Source organism: Photobacterium sp. R1 (assembly GCF_054600795.1).
In genome coordinates, this window is sequence record NZ_BAAHZP010000004.1 from 365,701 (window position 1) to 384,088 (window position 18,388).

The window sequence follows — 18,388 nt, forward strand, 5'->3', positions numbered from 1 at the left end:
CCGGAGACGCACAATGTCTCCCACCGCTGCAGCCCCGGCTTTGTCCGGGGCTGTGCTTTTTTTGATGTTCTCTGATTGTGAAGCGGTCTCTGATTGTTGATTTGATCATTTAATATCCAATTTTCCCTGTCGCATTGTTGCCTTAGGCTGTCTTCGCGGATATCGGAATGACGCAACGGCCGAAAGTTTATTTCAATGTCTGCAAGGAGAGTCATCATGAAACGCGTGTCCCTGTCGACTTATGGCGGCCTTGCCATCTCCGTACTGACAGCTGCGGCAGTGGTGATCGTCGTTGCACCTTTGATGTCGAAACTGATTCACTCAAATCCGAAGTTTTTTCCCTTTTCTGTCCTCCCGATTTCTTCAGAAATATGGTCATACTGGCCATGGCTGGCAGCAGCGGCGGTTTTTGCTCAGATTCTGAGTCTGAAGCTGCTGACAAAGTCTGCTTTCCTGGGGAAGTGTCTGGTCCTGTTCGCAACAGTGGTACTTTTTCCGCTGGGGCTGATTTTCCATATTTGCTATTGGGCTGATGCGCAGCGCTGGCGGCTGCGGCAGGTACAGGATGTGAAATCTGAACTGAAGCCGGAAAACCCGCAATTTGGTTTTTGCGATGAAGATCCGCTGGCCTTCGGACTGGCTGGCGTCGGGATTCTGATGATGATTGTGGGGATGCCTTTAGGCGGCTTGGCTGTGCTGGCAGGTCTGGTTATTTTTGCCCGGAATCTGGCAGGGAAAAAGAAAACGGCACTGATGGTTACGCCTGAAGCGTTGTTTATCACCCCCAATCCCTGGCTTGGTTGCTATCGCATTCCTTTTTCTCAGATTTCTGCGGTATCCATGGTGAAAAATCAGCTGAAACTGCAGGTTGAGTGTGCGGAAGGGAAGCCTTTGCAGCTCGCGGTAAATATCAATGCGCTGGATCGCGACTTACGCCGTCAGGCAAAAGATGTCTTGCTGGACAAGCTGGCTCATGCCGGTTTGCTGCATGAGCCAGTCGTTGTGTAATCAGTCGTTCGTCACGGTCGCGGTGGCTTTGCCATCGTGATACCGGCCTGGTTTGTGGTTCATGGCCAGAACCAGGTTCAGCATCACAGCGCCCAGCAGTGACAACAGCAGAATAGTCGGTGTCATCAGGAAATAAGAGCAAATCAGAATGCAGATATCGATGCCCATCTGAAGCTTGCCTGCTGAAATGCCGAATTTTTCCTGCAGATAAAGCACCAATACGTTAAACCCGCCCAGGCTGGTGTTATGCCTGAACAGAATCAACATTCCCAATCCCATCAGCAAGCCGCCAATCACGGCACAGTAAACCGGATCAAACTGGCTGATAGCCACCACATGGTGCAGGTTGTCTGTAATGACTGAAACCAGCGCTCCACAGCACACACTGGTCAGTGCAAAGCTGCGGTTCATGCGGAACCAGGCCATGATGTAAAACGGAATATTCGCGACAAAGTACAGCTGACCGAAACTGAAATCTGTAAAGTGGGTCATCAGCAGCGCTAAGCCGGTTGTTCCGCCTGTCAGTAAGTTTGCCTGTTGTAAGAAAAAAACGCCTTGCGCGACAATGAATGTGCCAGTCAGAATGGCAATCAGGTTTTCTTTGCGAGAGTGGCCGCGGTGTTTCAATCGATACCTCCAAAAATACCCCTCTGATACTGCGTGACGTCAGTGCGACGGCACAGGAGGGGAAATGCGCGCGATATGTTATAGCCTGGCTGGAAAAAATGAATCCCGGAGCTGAAGGTAAAGAAATACGGTTTGTAATTTAAAATTTACGGTTTTGTAAATCATTATTTTCGCATTATGGTTGCGTTCACATTTTACGATGTAATTTTTTTGATGGATGTTTGTGCAAACTTGAAATAAATTCATCTTCCAGATGAGAAAAACGAACAAAAAAGGGGATAAAAAAGCGATTTCGGGGCTATCTGAAAAGGAGTATTTTCGCTAAAATGCCGACTTATCTGCTGGTGTGACGAAAACGTTTGCGTTGCCGTGGTGTCTGGGGTTGTGTTTTCAGCACCAATCGGGAAAAATGCAGATTATTTCCCGTTGACCTAAGAGTCTGACCTTGTCAGATACTTAGGTGAGCGAATTTGAGAACTATCTGAGTCAGGAGAGACTGATGCTAAAGCGTGACATGAATATTGCTGATTATGACGCGGAACTGTTTGCGGCCATTCAGGAAGAAACAGCCCGTCAGGAAGAGCACATTGAGCTGATTGCTTCTGAGAACTACACCAGCCCGCGTGTAATGGAAGCCCAGGGTTCACAACTGACCAACAAATACGCAGAAGGTTACCCGGGTAAGCGTTACTACGGCGGTTGTGAGTATGTAGATAAAGCCGAGCAACTGGCAATTGATCGTGCATGCCAGCTGTTTGGTGCTGAATACGCGAATGTTCAGCCACACTCAGGTTCTCAGGCAAACAGTGCGGTTTACATGGCCCTGCTGAATGCCGGCGATACCGTTCTGGGCATGAGCCTGGCACACGGTGGTCACCTGACTCACGGTTCTCCTGTGAACTTCTCCGGTAAGCTGTACAACATCATTCCTTATGGTATCGATGAGCAAGGTCAGATTGACTACGCAGAAGTGGAAGCGCTGGCGCTGGAACACAAGCCGAAAATGATCATCGGTGGTTTCTCTGCTTACTCTCAGATTGTTGACTGGAAGCGCATGCGTGAAATCGCAGACAAAGTTGGTGCTTACTTCTTTGTTGATATGGCGCACGTTGCAGGTCTGGTTGCTGCGGGTGTTTACCCGAACCCTGTACCGCACGCACATGTAGTGACCACAACAACGCACAAAACACTGGCTGGTCCTCGCGGCGGTCTGATCCTGTCAAATGCAGGTGAAGAGCTGTACAAGAAACTGAATTCAGCCGTTTTCCCTGGCGGTCAGGGCGGCCCGCTGATGCATGTCATCGCAGCCAAAGCCGTTGCGTTCAAAGAAGCAATGGAGCCTGAGTTCCAAGCTTACCAGCAGCGTGTTGTTGATAACGCCAAAGCTATGGTGGGTCAGTTCCTGGAGCGTGGCTACAAGATCGTTTCCGGCGGTACCGAGAACCATCTGTTCCTGGTTGACCTGATTGATAAGAACATCACAGGTAAAGAAGCTGATGCCGCACTGGGTGCAGCGAATATCACTGTGAACAAGAACAGTGTACCTAACGATCCTCGCAGTCCGTTCGTGACTTCAGGTATCCGCATCGGTACACCAGCGATCACCCGTCGCGGTTTCACGACGGAAGACGCGAAAGCACTGGCGAACTGGATCTGTGACGTGCTGGACAACATCGAGAGCCAGGACGTGATCGATGCAACTAAAGCGAAAGTGCTGGATATCTGTAAGCGCCTGCCAGTTTACGCGTAAGCAGGTCAGGCTGAATACAGACCAACATTTAGGTCAGAATAGTGAAACGGCATCCATCGGATGCCGTTTTTGTTGATAAAAAATTTAGCTTTGCGCCTCTCAAGTCAGTTGATTTGGGTTACACTGAGTCGACGAAATTGAGGAGGCAAGATGCATTGTCCGTTTTGTGGTGCCAATGACACCAAAGTAATCGATTCCCGTCTGGTCGCTGACGGTCATCAGGTCCGGCGCCGTCGTCAGTGCCTGGCGTGCAGCGAGCGTTATACAACTTTTGAAACCGCTGAGCTGGTGATGCCGCATGTCATTAAAACCAATGGCAGCCGGGAGCCGTTTAACGAAGACAAGCTGCGTGGTGGCATTGAACGTGCACTGGAAAAACGTCCGGTCAGTGCAGATGACATTGAACGAGCGATCAATACGATCAAATCCCGCTTGCGTGCGACCGGAGAGCGCGAAGTGAAATCCGACATGATCGGGAACCTGGTGATGGATGCGCTGATTGAACTGGATAAAGTCGCCTATATTCGTTTTGCCTCTGTGTACCGTTCGTTCGAAGACATCCGGGAATTTGGTGAAGCGATCGCCAAACTGGAAAAATAAGTCAAGATGTTTACACCGACCGATCACGCCATGATGCGTCGCGCCATCAGTCTGGCCCGACGTGGCCGTTTCACCACTGCCCCTAATCCGAATGTCGGCTGCGTCATCGTGAAAGATGACACTGTGATTGGTGAAGGTTTTCACTATCGTGCCGGGGAGCCGCATGCGGAAGTCTTTGCACTGCGTGCTGCCGGGGAAAACGCCCGGGGCGCAACGGCATATGTCACGCTGGAGCCTTGCTCCCACTACGGCAGAACACCCCCCTGTGCAGAAGCGCTGATTGCGGCTGGGGTTTCCCGGGTGATCTGCGCTATGGTTGATCCGAATCCGCAGGTTGCAGGCCGGGGTGTCGCCATGCTCAGAGACGCCGGGATTGAAGTCGAAACAGGATTGCTGGAAGCTGATGCACTGGCACTCAATCCGGGCTTTATCAAACGCATGAAAACGGGTTTGCCCTATGTTCAGCTCAAGTTGGCTGCCAGTCTTGACGGCAGAACAGCATTGGCCAATGGCGCCAGCCAGTGGATCACCGGTCCTGAAGCCAGAGCGGATGTTCAGCGATTTCGTGCGCAGTCAGGTGCGATTCTGTCGACCAGTGCCACAGTTCTGGCGGATAACCCGTCTTTGAATGTTCGCTGGCAGGAGCTGGGGGAACGGACGCAATCTGAATATCCTCAGCCTGAATTGCGTCAGCCGGTCCGGGTGATTATCGACAGTCAGAATCGTCTTCAGCCCACACAACGTTTGTTTTCTCTGCCGGGGAAAGTGCTGCTGGCCCGAGGGCGGGCAGATACGCTTTCATGGCCGGAAAATGTCACACAACTGGTTGTTCCGGTGCAGGAGAACGGCCAGCTGGATCTGACGGCGCTGATGCAGGCATTGGCCCGTCAGGATATCAATCATCTCTGGGTAGAAGCAGGTGCCGGTCTGGCCGGCGCTTTAGTTCGTGCCGGGCTGGTGGATGAGTTGATCCTGTATCAGGCCCCGAAACTGATGGGCAGCGACAGCCGCGGCCTGATGAATTTGCACGGCCTGTCTGTGATGTCAGAAGTGCCGTCACTGGTTCTGAATGACGTTCGGATGGTCGGGCAGGATATTCGCATTCGCGGCAGCATCAAAACGCCTGCGCCGTAGAGTAAGGAAGTATTAGGATGTTTACAGGTATTATTGAAGCTGTTGGCACGATTCAGGCGCTGGCAGTGAAAGGGCAGGATATTTCCGTCACGGTGAACAGTGGCCGGCTGGATCTGTCTGATGTCAAGCTGGGTGACAGTATTGCCACCAACGGCGTCTGTCTGACCGTGGTGGCCCTCACCGGTCAAGGGTATGTTGCAGATGTCTCACTGGAGACACTGAACCGGACTGCTTTTAAAGATTACAAACCGGGACAGGTGGTGAATCTGGAAAAGGCAATGTTGCCGACGACCCGTTTTGGCGGCCATATGGTGTCGGGCCATGTGGATGATGTGGGGGAAATTATTTCCCGCACGCAAACCGGCCGGGCCATTGAATTCTGGGTGAAAGCGCCGGATCATCTGGCAAAATACATTGCTGAGAAGGGCTCTGTCAGCATTGATGGGATCAGCCTGACCGTAAATGCAGTGCGAGGTGCGGAATTCAAGCTGACGATCGTGCCACATACAGCTGGCGAAACCACGATGGACGGGTTTAAAGCCGGCCGCCGGGTGAATCTGGAGGTGGATGTCATTTCACGTTATCTGGAGCGTCTGATGCTGGGAGAGAAAGCAGCACAGGCTGGCGGTTCGTCAGAGCTCAGCATGGAACTTCTGGCCCGGAGCGGCTTTCTCGGCTAAACCGCTATCATAAAGAAAAACTTAGGTGAGGGATTGCAACATGGCGTTAAGCAGCGCACAGGAAATTATCGAAGATATCCGTCAGGGCAAAATGGTCATTCTGATGGATGACGAAGACCGTGAAAATGAGGGTGATCTGATTATCGCATCAGAAAAAATCACACCTGATGCGATTAACTTTATGGCGACCCATGGCCGGGGTTTGATCTGTCTGACGCTGACCCAGGCGCGCTGCCAGCAGCTGAAACTGCCGCTGATGGTGCAGGACAACACCGAGCAATTCAGTACCAATTTCACGATTTCCATTGAAGCTGCCCGTGGGGTGACAACCGGTATTTCTGCCGCTGATCGTGCCCGGACCGTGCAGGCAGCGGTTGCCAAAGACGCCTCACCGGCAGACATTGTGATGCCGGGACATATTTTCCCGCTGATGGCACAGGAAGGCGGTGTACTGGCTCGTGCTGGTCATACAGAAGCGGGCTGCGATGTGGCCCGTCTGGCCGGATTAGAAGCATCCAGTGTGATTGTCGAAATTCTGAATCCGGATGGCACCATGGCCCGTCGTCCGGATCTTGAAGTGTTTGCGGCTCAGCACGGCCTGAAACTGGGCACCATTGCGGATTTAATTGAGTATCGCAATAACAACGAGACAACGATAGAACGTGTGGCCGAGTGCGTGCTGCCGACAGAATTCGGTGAGTTCGACCTGATCACTTACCGTGATACGATCGACAACCAGATCCACTATGCATTGCGGAAAGGCAATGTCTCGCAAGATAACCCGACGCTGGTACGGGTGCATCTGCAGGATACTTTTAAAGACATTCTGCATTCAGGCGCGTCCCAGTGGACTTTGCCTTCAGCGATGCAGCGGATTGCTGACCAGGGCGGGGTGATGGTGATTCTGAATCGTCATGAAACTCAGGATGGTATGATCACCAAAGTGAAGCATATGGCTTCGCAGGCTGACGGCCAGCCGGGAGTGAAGCTGAATCCGAAGAACCCGTCACGCCAGGTCGGTGTGGGTTCGCAGATCCTGGCTGATCTGGGGGTTGGCAAGATGCGCCTGCTGTCGTCCAGTAATCAGCGCTACCATTCACTGTCCGGCTTTGGGCTGGAAGTGGTGGAATATATTTGTAACTAAGGGGAAAGGAGCGGTGTGCTCCTGAACCTGAAATACGTTTAACATACTGTTTTCATTCATCTCTGCGCCGGAATCGGGATCGCACTTTACCGCGGTTTATGACTTGACAGTGAAGTCAATTGGTATCACGTATAAATTGTGATAGACTCCCGCGGTTTCTCAATCCGGAAAGAAAAGACATAGTCACAGGAAGGCCCATGAAGGTAATCGAAGGCGCCATCGCGGCACCCAACGCAAAAATTGCTATCGTTATCAGTCGCTTCAACAGTTTCATCAATGAAAGCCTGCTGGAAGGTGCGCTGGACGCACTGAAACGTCAGGGACAGGTAAGCGACGACAACATTACCGTTGTACGTTGTCCTGGTGCTTATGAGCTGCCTCTGGTCGCCCAGCAAGTTGCGAAAAGCGACCGTTATGATGCCATCGTGGCACTGGGCTCTGTGATCCGTGGCGGTACTCCGCATTTCGAGTATGTTGCCGGTGAATGTAATAAAGGTCTGGCTCAGGTGGCTCTGGAGTACAACACTCCGGTTTCATTTGGTGTCCTGACTGTAGACACAATTGAACAAGCCATCGAGCGTGCCGGTACCAAGGCTGGTAATAAAGGGGCAGAGGCTGCACTCAGCGCGCTTGAGATGGTAAACGTCCTGTCCCAAATTGAATCCTAATGGGGGTTAGTGTGAAACCAGCCGCACGTCGTAACGCACGACACTTTGCCGTCCAGGCCATTTATTCCTGGCAAATCACCAAAGGAAATGCTGCCGATATCGAAATGCATTTTCTGTCTGGTGAACAGTTTGAAGAAGAAGCACATCAGGCTGAAGCGCCTGTTCTGGCTGCACCACAGACCGATGTGGAGTACTTCCGCGATCTGTTTACCGGTGTGGTGCTGAACCATCAGGAACTGGACAGCAAGATGCGTCCTTATCTGTCGCGTCCGCTGCAGGATCTGGATCAGATGGAACTGGCGCTGCTGCGTCTGGCCGTGTACGAAATCATGAAACGTGAAGACGTACCGTTCAAAGTTGTGATTAACGAAGCAATCGAACTGGCGAAAGTTTTCGGTGCTGAAGACAGTCACAAGTTTGTGAATGGTGTGCTGGATAAACTTGCACCTGTTCTGCGTAAAAAAGCATAATCGTTTTTTGAAAACGAAACTGAGGCCAGCTCTGCTGGCCTTTTTTCTGGGTAAAACGACCATCAAGAACTTCTGACCTTCTATGGCTAGTAACGAATTCGATTTAATCGCCCGGTATTTTGCCCGTCAGCCGGTTCAGCGGAGTGATGTTGCGCTGGCGATTGGCGACGACTGTGCTTTGCTTGAAGTCCCGGCTGGCTGCCAGCTGGCCGTCAGTACCGATTCTCTGGTATGCGGGAATCATTTTCTGGCGGGTATGGACCCGGCACTGGTGGCAAAGAAAGCACTGGCAGCCAATCTGAGTGATCTGGCGGCCATGGGGGCGACACCGGCCTGGGTGTCCCTGGCAATCACCTTGCCTGAAGCGGACGAATCCTGGCTGGCCCGCTTCTGTGACGGCTTTTTTGAGATGGCTGATTACTATCAGGTTCAGCTCATTGGCGGTGATACGACCAAGGGACCGCTGAGCCTGACGCTGACGGTGCATGGCTTTGTACCTCAGGGGCAAGCGCTGACCCGGCACGGCGCCAGTGCCGGTGATCTGATTTATGTCACCGGTAATCTCGGTGACAGTGCGGCAGGATTGGCCGTCTTACTGAAGCAGGTCACGGGCACTAAGCCTGAGCTGGCGGAGCATTTGCTGAACCGGCATTATCAGCCGCAGCCCCGGGTGTTAGCCGGACAAGCGCTGCGTGGAATAGCCTCGGCTGCGCTGGATATTTCTGACGGCCTGATTGCCGATCTGGGCCATATCCTCAACCGGTCGGATGTCGGCGCGGTGATTGATGTTGACCGTCTGCCGTTGTCTGCTGAACTGATGTCATTCTGTGGCGGCGATCAGGATGCTGCCGGGAAACTGGCACTCACCAGCGGCGAAGAATACGAACTCTGTTTTACGGTTCCGGCCCATCACCGTGGTGCACTGGATGTGGCTTTGTCTCATGCAGGCGTGAAGGCGACTTGTATCGGAAACATCCGGGCCGGAGACAGTGTGACACTTGAAAGGAACGGGCTGCCGCTTGATTGGCAGCTGCATGGATACGATCATTTCTCGGGGTAAGTTGTGCGAGATCCCAAACTGTATATCAAACTGAGTAACCCCTGGCATTTGCTGGCAACCGGATTTGGCAGTGGCCTGTCACCTGTCATTCCCGGTACAGTCGGAACGTTGGCGTCGGTACCGTTTTACTATCTGCTGATCCAGTTGCCTTACGCGGCTTATCTTGGGATCACCCTGATCGCAGCGCTGGCGGGCATTTACATCTGTCACAGAACTGCGCAGGACATGGGAGTTCATGACCATGGCAGTATTGTCTGGGATGAATTTGTCGGCTTTTGGATCACGATGGCCATTGCTCCGCCAATGAGCCTGCCCTGGGTGATCAGCGGTTTTATTCTGTTCCGTTTCTTCGACATGGTGAAACCCTGGCCGATCAGCTGGCTGGATAAAAATGTCCATGGTGGCGTGGGGATCATGGTCGATGACATCCTGGCCGGTTTCATGGCCATGATTACGCTGTGGGGGCTGGGCCACTGGATGGGCTGGTAGTCCCGAAGTGAAGCCTTCTGTAAAGCCGTGCATTGTGCACGGCTTTTTTGTCCAATTTTTAACCCTTCATCGTATCGTCTTTCACGCTAAGCTAAAGCTGATTCCCGCTGCCTTGAGGGAGCAGAATGCGTTGCGGAAGACTGATTTGTTTACTGATGATTTTGCTGACCTGTGCTGTGAAGGCACAGGTTTACCCGTCAACGGGAGCTGCGTGGCTCTTTCCCGGTGGATGGGAAGAACCGCTGACGACGTCACGCTTTCACTCGGCAGAAGCCGTAAAACAGTGGGAACTGCACCATGCTGATCTGGTGCTCGGAAGCTGGCAGTCTCCGGCGCTCAATCAGCAAAGCCACGTACTCCTTCCGTTTCAGCTCCAGAATCTGTCCTGTCATCCGGATGAACAGCGTCAATGGCTTTACCGTCAGGCAGGATTGGCGGGTGTGGAGCCAGAACGCCTGTTTCTGCATTATGCCGAAGATACCCGCCTGTCCTGGCAGGATTCTGCGTCATCTCCCTTTCCGGAACTGCCTGAGCCGCAGCCCCGGCAGTTCTGGACTGAGCTGAACGGCCAGTTCAGCACGGCAAACCTGCCGGTATCTCTGGTGGAATCACAGTCCCTGATCCTGATGGCAGATGATCCGTTCACGGTACTTGAGCTGGAAGCCGGCAGGCCGCCAATGCAAGTACTGTGGCAAAGCCCCATTGGCTGGCAGCTGCTTGATGTGCGATGGCAGCAACAGGGCGAAACCCTGTTTACGGGCTATTTGACCATGCCAGACGGATGGCAGCCAGCGGTGCTGACGGGAACCACATCAGAGGCTGCCTGGACGATCGCATTGCGCTGGCCGCAGGAAACCCGTGTCGCTTCGGTTCGGTTGCAGCCCTGGCTGGTTCAGGATACCAATGGTTTATTTGTTCCCGGCTGGGATCCGGTGAATGACAAAGATCAGAACGGATTGCTCAGCGACGATGAATTCCAGAGCCGGATCAATCCTTCCGCGAGTGCCCGCTTTCCCTATCAGGCCCGGGTGCTTGTCAGTGGCCGCCGCCCGGCATCTTCTTGTGTATACCGGGCGAATCTGAGCGATCCGGCAATCCAGGTTTTGCTGATGAGATGGTATCGATACCATTGGCGCCGTGAGGGCGTCGCTGGTGGCTACCTGCCACGACTGAAGGCATTACTGGCTGGAAGCAATATCTCGGTCGACAGCGGGGGGCAGTTACTGGAGCTGCCTTTGGTGGCAGGGACAGCAGAGGCCGAAGACCGCTATTTTGAAATGCTGGTGGCATTACTGAACAAGATGAAACATCAGTTTTCGCCGCCAGTGCTTGCTGCCGAATTCTCAGGGCTCTCGCTGTGGCAGCAAAATGCACCGGAAGCTGCCTTGAAAGGATTGGTGGACATCTGGGTGCGGCCCCGTTTGATCTCCCCGGCGATGGGGTTGGCGAAGCTGCAGCAAAGCTGGCAGCAATTTTCTTTGAGTGCAGACGGGGCACAGAGTGTGCTGATGGTTTCGATGCGAGACGGTTACAGCGATTTACACCCCAGTGACAGTAATGCCTGGACGCGTGATACGGAAACCGGACTGGCACTTTATTACCTGTTCAATCAGCCGGGGCTGACGTATTACCACAATTGGGGCAACAGCCAGACTTATGACAGCACCAATACGACGGTGCGGGACTGGTATCGCCCCGGCTTGCCCAAGAACTGGGTCTATCAGCCATCCGGGATGCTGAGGGTCGATCTGGGGAAACCCGTTGCTCCGCCGAAAGGGTATAAAGTCGTCTGGTGGCAGGCGGACCCGTTCAGCGGAGACAGCCGAAAGCCGGTGTTGGGGCCGCATCAGATGCTGCCTGCGAACTGGTTCTGGCTCTATCGCAGCGGCTGGTTCAGCAAACAACCGGCTGAAGGGGTGATTGCCCGGCGGTATGAACATGGGCTGGTGGTATACCGGGCAATCCAAAAGGCCGGGCAAAAAAGCTTTCTGGAAACCAGGCCGATGCGCATCTCCCTGCCCGGTACTTATGATCAGGTATTTTATGACGGCAGTACAGGAGAACCGATCAATTACATTGAATTGGGCGGGTATCAGGGGGCTGTCCTGCGTAAATCTGCGCAGGAACAGTGAAGTGGCAAGGAAGTGCAGAAAAAGATGAGGCGGAAAATTCCGCCTCATGAGTCGAAGCTGATGAATCAGCTGAGCAGCAGGCTGTCGTCAGCCAGCTCTTCGCCCCGCACTTTGCTGAACATCTCCAGCAGATGTTTCACGTCCATATTGGCCCGCTCCTGACCTGCCACATCCAGTACAATATTCCCCTGGTGAAGCATGACGGTTCGATCGCCATAGGCGAGGGCATCTTTCATGGAGTGAGTCACCATCATCACAGTCAGGTCAAATTCCTCGACCACGCGCTTGGTGAGTTCCAGAACGAAAGCGGCCATTCTTGGATCCAGTGCTGCTGTATGTTCATCAAGCAGCAACAGCTTACTGTCAGCCAGCGTCGCCATGACCAGACTGACAGCCTGACGCTGTCCGCCGGATAACAGGCCGATGCTGTCTCCCAGCCGGTCTTCCAGTCCCAGGCCCAGAATACTGATCCGTTCCTGAAACAGTTTTCTGCGCTGTGACGACAAGGCCAGCTTCCAGGTCCGGCGGCTGCCGCGCTGCATGGCCAGCGCCATATTTTCCTCAATAGTCAGTGAGGCGCAGGTTCCTGCCAGCGGGTCCTGAAAGACCCGGGCTGCATACTGTGCCCGTTCATGCACCGCTTTGCTGGTGACATCAACGCCATTGATAACCACTTTCCCGTCGGACATCGGGGTTTCCCCGCTGATGGCACCCAGCAGGGTGGATTTACCGGCGCCGTTTGAGCCGATGACAGTCACAAACTGGCGTTCCGGGACCGTCAGGTTGACCCCGCGTAATGCCTGATTTTCAAGAATGGTGCCTTCATTGAAGGTAACGCGGATGTTGTTGAGTTCAATCATAGTGTTCTTACCTTCTGGTCCGGCTTACGCGAGCTTCTTTTTTGTGGCAACGGCCTGTTTTTTCTTCCGCTGAAAATTGCGCTTCATCTTCGGTGCAATCAGCGCCAGCGCAACCAGAACTGCGGTGATCAGGTTCAGGTCGGAGGCTTTCAGACCGAACATGCCGGTACTCAGCGCAAACGCGACCGCCAGACGATAAAGCACGGAGCCCAGAATTACGGCAACAACCGCTACCCAGATTTTACGGCCCGGGATCAGGGTTTGACCCAGGATCACCGCAGCCAGACCGACTACAATGGTACCGACCCCGGAGGTCACGTCGGCGAAGTTGTTGGTTTGTGCAAACAGCGCACCGGAGAAACCGACAAATGCGTTTGACAGCGCCAGACCAAAGTAGGTGTAAAGGGCTGTATTACCACCCTGGGCACTGACCATCCGGCTGTTCACGCCGGTAGCGCGCAGTCCCAGGCCAAAATCACTGGCCAGCAGGCGAACCACAAACCAGCCGCTGAAGATCACCAGTGCCAGAATGACCGCCAGGCGGATTAGGCCGGCATCCATTCCGGTGTCAAAAGCGAAGTTTTCGAATGGGGTCAGAATGGTGTCATCGCCCAGCAGCGCCAGGTTCGGACGCCCCATAATACGGATGTTGATCGAGAAAGCGGCGATCATCGTCAGGATACTGGCCAGCAGGTGCAGGATCCCACAACGTACGGCAAGAAAAGCGGTCACCAGACCACACATTCCTCCGGCCAGCACCGCCAGCATTGTCGCAAGCCAAGGGTTGACTCCGGCGATAATTGCGGTCGCAGCGACAGCGGCCCCCATCGGGAAGCTGCCATCAACAGACAGATCCGGAAAATCCAGAACACGGAAAGTGAGATAAACGCCAAGAGCAACCAGGCCATAAACCAAGCCGATTTCCAGCGTACCGATCAAAGCAAAGAAAGACATCAACTGCTCCTTATTCCTTGCTGGCACCGGCGGGTCGGCCGGTGCCTGAGAGATGTGTAGTTATTTGGTGATTGAGGTTGCGCGGCTAACCAGTGATTTCGGCAAAGTGATGTGCAGTTTCGCTGCCACTTTTTCATTCAGGGCCAGGTCGGAACCGACCGCGACTTTGACTGGCAGTTCAGAGACTTTCTTGCCTTTGAGCAGGGCATCGACATAGTCGGCGGTCTGAACACCAACCTGATAATAGTCAAAGCCCAGTGCGGCCAGTGCACCACTTTCAATATAAGTTGTGGATGCTCCAATCACAGGAATCCCCGCCTGGTTACCAGCATTGACCAGTCCTTCAACGGCACTGGCGACGGTGTTATCTGTCGGGGCGTACAGAGCATCGGATTTCGCAGCAACAATTTGAGCGGCTGACTGCACGTCTGCACTCTTCAGTGCTGTGCCTTCAACGACTTCCATACCTTTCTCTTTTGCAGCTTTACGCAGCAGGTCAACCAGAGCCACGGCGTTAGCTTCGCCCGGGTTATAAATCACACCAATTCGCTTGGCATCAGGAAGGATCTCTTTAATCAGGTCGACATGCTGTGCAACCGGAGAGAGATCTGACAGGCCGGTCACGTTGCGTTCCGGCTTCTCGGTATTACGAACCAATTTGGCGCCGACAGGATCGGTGACTGCAGTGAAAACAACGGGAATTGAACGGGTGGCTGCAGCCAGGGCCTGGGCGGTCGGTGTGGCAATGCCAACCAGAACATCGGGCTGTTCACCGACAAACTGCTTGGCAATTTGTACTGCAATAGCCGGGTTACCCTGAGCCGTCTGATAGGTGAATTCCAGGTTTTTGCCTTCTACGTACCCTTTTTCTTTCAGGCCATCCAATAAGCCCTGACGGGTTGCGTCCAGCGCCGGGTGTTCAACGATCTGTGAAACGGCAACTTTTGCCATCTCAGCCAGCGTTGGCGTTGCTGTGAGCGCCAATGCCGCAGCAATACAGGCCGCAGAAAGCAGTTTGGTTCCCTTCATAATCCAATCCTTGTTCTGGTGTGATAACGAGACGGGCCGCTGGCTGGGCCATCAAAAACACCCGTCATTGGCATAATGTTTTAGCTCAATGGGAAAAGAAAGAACATCCAAAAATTAACAACAATGTAACAAGGTTTGGGGGTGATAAACTGAGTTTTGGTTATTGGTTGGTTTTATATATTGCTTTCATGGCTGTTTATTGGTCAAAAGTTAGACGTTTGTTCGGGTATTTGGTGACTTATTTTTTATTGGTATTTTTGTGATTACAGTGAACTGCCGCTCACTCGCAGTGACGGAAATTGGCGCGTTGCATGTTTTGTGAACAATTTCTTCAGGAATGAAACGGTTGATGCACAAGAAGGGGAGGTGTAACAGGCAGCCGGATATCGGCTGCCGGCGGAGCGCGGGATTATTCACTAAGACAGGTCAATTGACTGCTGCGCTGTTTCAGGTTGGAGAAGGCCGCTTTCATATTGGCTTCCTGCACATAGCGTTGCGGCATGGGATGGACTTCGACCTGAAAATCAGGTGAACCTTCGGCAACGGGACTGTCCTGGGTGACCGGAGTCACCATGACAACTTTGAGCCCGGGATGGCGGGCTGCAATGCGGGACGCTGTTCCTAGTCCTTCTGCCGTGTGGAACCGACCGGCGACGTGCAGAATCTGGTGGCCGGGATGGGTTTGCAGGTAGTCGACCATGCTTTCGGCCATGGTGTCGTCCCAGGCGGTTTGGGCGGCAAATTGTCGCTCGGTTTGGGCTTGATCACCATGGTGCATAGATGCAGTGAATTTTTCTTTGTATCGGTCATTTTCCAGTGTAAGTGACTGAGCAACCCACTGGCGCTCTGAGGCAGGAAGACGGTTGAGGTAATCGGGACCGTAGCGGCCGACGCAACGCACAATCGATTTCGGCGCATTGCTGGCAATGACATCCAGATGATGTTCACGGGCAAATTCAATCAGCGGACGGTAGTCTGATTCATAGTTTGGCCAGGCATTGCCTTGCTGAATCAGCGTTTGTTCACCAATTTCACCATTGAGGTACTGGTTTACGACGCTTTGTTTATCCCGGGTAAACTGCTCCATCGACAGAGCCAGGTCAGGGCGATTGGCATACATGGCTGCCAGCAGACGGGTTTGCAACAGGTGGGTTCCCGGATGGCTGTGCCATTCTCCTACCAGCACAATATCGGCGTCAGACAACGCCTCAGCAAGCTGTTGCTCTGTCAGAGAGGCGCCTTGAGGTGAGCGAATGGTGTAATCATAAAATGTGTCAGGCGGAGCTTGTTCAACCGGTGCTGACGGTGTTGTACAGCCACTGAGCAGGGCTGTCAGTATAAAGGCATAGCCAGTCTTCATGCATATCATCCTTTCTCCTGAATCGTCGTACTGACTTCGTATCAGTCACAGTATGGACGGTTCAGGGTGTTCTTTCATGGACGCTATGATAGAGAAGACTGGCAGAATACTCAATAGTAATGAGAATTAATTTCAATTAGGTTGCGAGATTTCAGCTTCCGACAACTGATAAACGCGAAGTGTGAAATCAGCCTCGCAATGAAACGCCTGCTGCTGGGCCAGGAATTGCCAGACCGAATCCGGGGTCTTCCAGGCAAAAGGGGTCATCTGCATCAGGGCGGTGGCTTCTTTGCCGTCGAGTGTCATTTCGTAATGTAACTGCTCTTCGTGGATCAGTGACATACCGGGCAGAGATTCTGCCGGAATATCATGCGGCCTGACCTCATCATAGATCTGGGCTTTTAACTGATGCAGATGCCGTGCTGCCGGGGTCACGGTCAGCAAAATCCCTCCCGGTTTCAGAGTGCGCGTAATTTCATCTGCTTTGCAGGGCGCGTAAATGCGCACCATGGCATCCAGGCTGTTATCGGCGAAGGGCAGGCGATGACTGGAAGCAACACAGGAATGACAATCTTTGTAGCGTTTTGCTGCGTACCGGACCGCAACTTTTGAGATATCCAGTCCGTGTACTGTCAGTGCCGGGTGCTGGTCGCTTAAAGCCCTGAACGCGGACGTGTAGTAGCCTTCCCCGCAACCGATATCCAACAGACGGTGACTGTTCGCCGGCGCATATCGGTGGAGCAGCGCAACCACTTTGTCTTTCATCGGCGCATAATGGCCTGCTTCAAGAAATGCTCTTCTGGCCTGCATCATCTCTTTGTTGTCGCCGGGATTTTTCGAACTTTTATGATGAACCGGCATGAGATTGACGTAGCCTTCTTTGGCCTGATCAAACTGATGGTTTTGCTGACACCGCCAGTAATTTTCCCGGTGTTCGAGAGGCTGATGGCATAAAGGACATTGATAAGGCATGAGAGAGCACCGAGTGTCAAAACGCAGGATTGTACCTTGTTTTATCCGGGCAGAGAACCCGAAAACCGGCCGCTGCGGTCTGGTTTCATAATCGATCGGGCTAAAGAAAAAAGTGATCTTTTTCACAGAAAAATATTAAGCAGATCAATGTGAAACAGGCACAGTTTTATTAAGGGCATATTCAGGGAAAGAAGTTACTCTGTTTGTGCATATAGTGAATCTCTGCTCTATGCTGTCTTTTGAGGTTGTGAAGATTTAATGGAGCCGGCTTCAGGCTTTAACTGCCTTTCCCTGAGGCCGCTTCTGCTGTTTCCAGCCTTTTTTTTGCGCTTCGGGTGACCCTGATGATTTGGTGGAAGCCCCGGATATTGACTCAAGGAAACAAAGATGAAAAAAACATTAGCAGCGGCAATTATTTCCAGCTTATGTGTCAGTGGTGCGAGCTACGCAGCCAATATCTACAAAGGAGAAGATGGCAGCGAAGTGAATGTGTACGGCCGTCTGGGATATAACATCACAGACAAAGACACCAACGAAAATGATACGAATGGTGAATTCGATGCCCGTATCGGACTGGGCGGTTCACAGCCAATTAATGATCAGTTTTCTGTGATCGGCTGGGCTGAGTATCAGGTGGGTGCAGCTGAAGCTGAAAACTCAGGCGATGACAGCCTGTCTCCGCGTTATGTCTGGGCGGGTATCGACGGTAAGGAATTGGGTAAAGTGACGGGTGGCCGTGTGGCGTCTGGTCTCATTATGTTCACCGATATCGTGGACGTGTTCGCTCTGTCTGATATTGCAACAGCGCGTCAGGCCAACCGGGTTGACGGTACAGCCGTACAGGTCTTCCGTCAGGACGCAACGCTGCAGTACCAGAACAGTGTGAACGGACTGGATTTCTCGGTTGCCTACATTTTTGGCAATAATGACGTCAACCGTTTTGGCGAAGTACTGGACTACGGTATGAATGCGGCGGCCCGATATACCCTGGACTTGGGTGAAGGCGGCAGCCTGGCACCAGTACTGGCTTATCAGTACAGTGAAGATAAAGACGGCAACGAATATAACTTCTGGGGGATTGGTGCCACCTATAAGATTGGTGCAATCTCTCTGGGTGCAGAATACTCCGAAGATGAGCTGGATACCGGAGCTGCCAATAAGAGTAAAGATGAAGTGTGGGAAGTGGTTGCCATCTATGATCTGAACGATTACTGGACCCTACGTGGTGGTTACCGCAGCCTGGAGAACACGGATGGGGATGAACTGGAACTGAAAGACACGACCCTTGAAGCTCAGTATCACCTCACCAGCCGTTCTTCACTGTTTGCCAGCTATGTCTTCCGTGATGGAGATAATGGCACCAATGGCGGTGCTGACTTCGGTGATGCGGAGGAAGATTTCTATCAGCTGGGAATCCGTTACGAGTTCTGATTTCCCGAATTCAGTGACGA

18 protein-coding genes are annotated in these 18,388 nt (G+C 52.9%); 12 read left to right on the forward strand and 6 right to left on the reverse strand.

Going from position 1 to position 18,388, the window contains the following annotated elements; all coding sequences use genetic code 11:
- Positions 1-216 precede the first annotated feature (216 nt).
- Positions 217-1,008, forward strand: a complete 792-nt coding sequence (locus ACYP03_RS09495; RefSeq protein WP_248141187.1) for a hypothetical protein — start codon at positions 217-219, stop codon at positions 1,006-1,008.
- Here the strand turns inward: ACYP03_RS09495 and ACYP03_RS09500 are convergent, their stop codons facing one another.
- Positions 1,009-1,635 carry a YitT family protein gene (locus ACYP03_RS09500; protein WP_459779402.1) on the reverse strand — a complete coding sequence of 209 codons (627 nt, stop codon included), beginning with the start codon at positions 1,633-1,635 and terminating at the stop codon, positions 1,009-1,011. It abuts the gene before it with no gap.
- 499 nt (positions 1,636-2,134) lie between these two features.
- Between ACYP03_RS09500 and glyA the strand changes: the two genes are divergently transcribed.
- The 10 genes from glyA (at position 2,135) to ACYP03_RS09550 (ending at position 11,762) form a co-directional block, all read left to right on the forward strand.
- A complete protein-coding gene (gene glyA / locus ACYP03_RS09505) occupies positions 2,135-3,385 on the forward strand; it encodes a serine hydroxymethyltransferase (RefSeq protein ID WP_248141185.1) in 1,251 nt (416 codons plus the stop codon).
- A 150-nt stretch (positions 3,386-3,535) separates the two neighbouring features.
- On the forward strand, positions 3,536-3,985 hold the full coding sequence (gene nrdR / locus ACYP03_RS09510) for a transcriptional regulator NrdR (RefSeq protein WP_036751583.1): 450 nt from the start codon (positions 3,536-3,538) through the stop codon (positions 3,983-3,985).
- Between the two features lie 6 nt (positions 3,986-3,991).
- Complete coding sequence (gene ribD, locus ACYP03_RS09515) at positions 3,992-5,119, forward strand: bifunctional diaminohydroxyphosphoribosylaminopyrimidine deaminase/5-amino-6-(5-phosphoribosylamino)uracil reductase RibD (RefSeq protein WP_459779404.1); 1,128 nt, start codon at positions 3,992-3,994, stop codon at positions 5,117-5,119.
- A gap of 17 nt (positions 5,120-5,136) precedes the next feature.
- Entirely contained in the window at positions 5,137-5,799 is a 663-nt protein-coding gene (locus tag ACYP03_RS09520) for a riboflavin synthase (RefSeq protein ID WP_459779407.1), read from the forward strand.
- A gap of 40 nt (positions 5,800-5,839) precedes the next feature.
- Positions 5,840-6,943, forward strand: a complete 1,104-nt coding sequence (ribBA, locus tag ACYP03_RS09525; protein ID WP_248141182.1) for a bifunctional 3,4-dihydroxy-2-butanone-4-phosphate synthase/GTP cyclohydrolase II — start codon at positions 5,840-5,842, stop codon at positions 6,941-6,943.
- A gap of 197 nt (positions 6,944-7,140) precedes the next feature.
- A complete protein-coding gene (gene ribH, locus ACYP03_RS09530; RefSeq protein WP_036749961.1) occupies positions 7,141-7,611 on the forward strand; it encodes a 6,7-dimethyl-8-ribityllumazine synthase in 471 nt (156 codons plus the stop codon).
- Positions 7,611-8,081 (forward strand): transcription antitermination factor NusB, encoded by a 471-nt coding sequence (gene nusB, locus ACYP03_RS09535; RefSeq protein ID WP_248141181.1) that lies wholly within the window; start codon positions 7,611-7,613, stop codon positions 8,079-8,081. Before ribH ends, nusB begins: the two co-directional genes overlap by 1 nt.
- Positions 8,082-8,163: 82 nt before the next feature.
- Positions 8,164-9,141, forward strand: a complete 978-nt coding sequence (thiL, locus tag ACYP03_RS09540) for a thiamine-phosphate kinase (RefSeq protein WP_248141180.1) — start codon at positions 8,164-8,166, stop codon at positions 9,139-9,141.
- A 3-nt stretch (positions 9,142-9,144) separates the two neighbouring features.
- Positions 9,145-9,630 (forward strand): phosphatidylglycerophosphatase A, encoded by a 486-nt coding sequence (gene pgpA, locus ACYP03_RS09545; RefSeq protein WP_330960610.1) that lies wholly within the window; start codon positions 9,145-9,147, stop codon positions 9,628-9,630.
- A 125-nt stretch (positions 9,631-9,755) separates the two neighbouring features.
- A complete protein-coding gene (locus tag ACYP03_RS09550) occupies positions 9,756-11,762 on the forward strand; it encodes a hypothetical protein (protein ID WP_459779412.1) in 2,007 nt (668 codons plus the stop codon).
- A gap of 65 nt (positions 11,763-11,827) precedes the next feature.
- Here ACYP03_RS09550 and ACYP03_RS09555 read toward each other — a convergent pair whose 3' ends face one another.
- From ACYP03_RS09555 to rlmA, 5 genes are all read right to left on the reverse strand, one after another.
- Positions 11,828-12,622: an ABC transporter ATP-binding protein gene (locus ACYP03_RS09555; RefSeq protein WP_248141177.1), complete on the reverse strand. Its 795-nt coding sequence runs from the start codon at positions 12,620-12,622 to the stop codon at positions 11,828-11,830.
- Between the two features lie 24 nt (positions 12,623-12,646).
- Complete coding sequence (locus ACYP03_RS09560) at positions 12,647-13,576, reverse strand: ABC transporter permease (RefSeq protein ID WP_248141176.1); 930 nt, start codon at positions 13,574-13,576, stop codon at positions 12,647-12,649.
- A gap of 60 nt (positions 13,577-13,636) precedes the next feature.
- On the reverse strand, positions 13,637-14,605 hold the full coding sequence (locus tag ACYP03_RS09565) for an ABC transporter substrate-binding protein (protein ID WP_248141175.1): 969 nt from the start codon (positions 14,603-14,605) through the stop codon (positions 13,637-13,639).
- 409 nt (positions 14,606-15,014) lie between these two features.
- On the reverse strand, positions 15,015-15,965 hold the full coding sequence (locus tag ACYP03_RS09570) for a ChaN family lipoprotein (RefSeq protein WP_248141174.1): 951 nt from the start codon (positions 15,963-15,965) through the stop codon (positions 15,015-15,017).
- Between the two features lie 132 nt (positions 15,966-16,097).
- Entirely contained in the window at positions 16,098-16,937 is an 840-nt protein-coding gene (rlmA, locus tag ACYP03_RS09575; protein WP_459779417.1) for a 23S rRNA (guanine(745)-N(1))-methyltransferase, read from the reverse strand.
- 387 nt (positions 16,938-17,324) lie between these two features.
- On the opposite strand from rlmA, the gene ACYP03_RS09580 reads away from it, so the two are divergent.
- Positions 17,325-18,368: a porin gene (locus ACYP03_RS09580; RefSeq protein ID WP_330960614.1), complete on the forward strand. Its 1,044-nt coding sequence runs from the start codon at positions 17,325-17,327 to the stop codon at positions 18,366-18,368.
- The last annotated feature ends 20 nt before the right edge of the window (positions 18,369-18,388 follow it).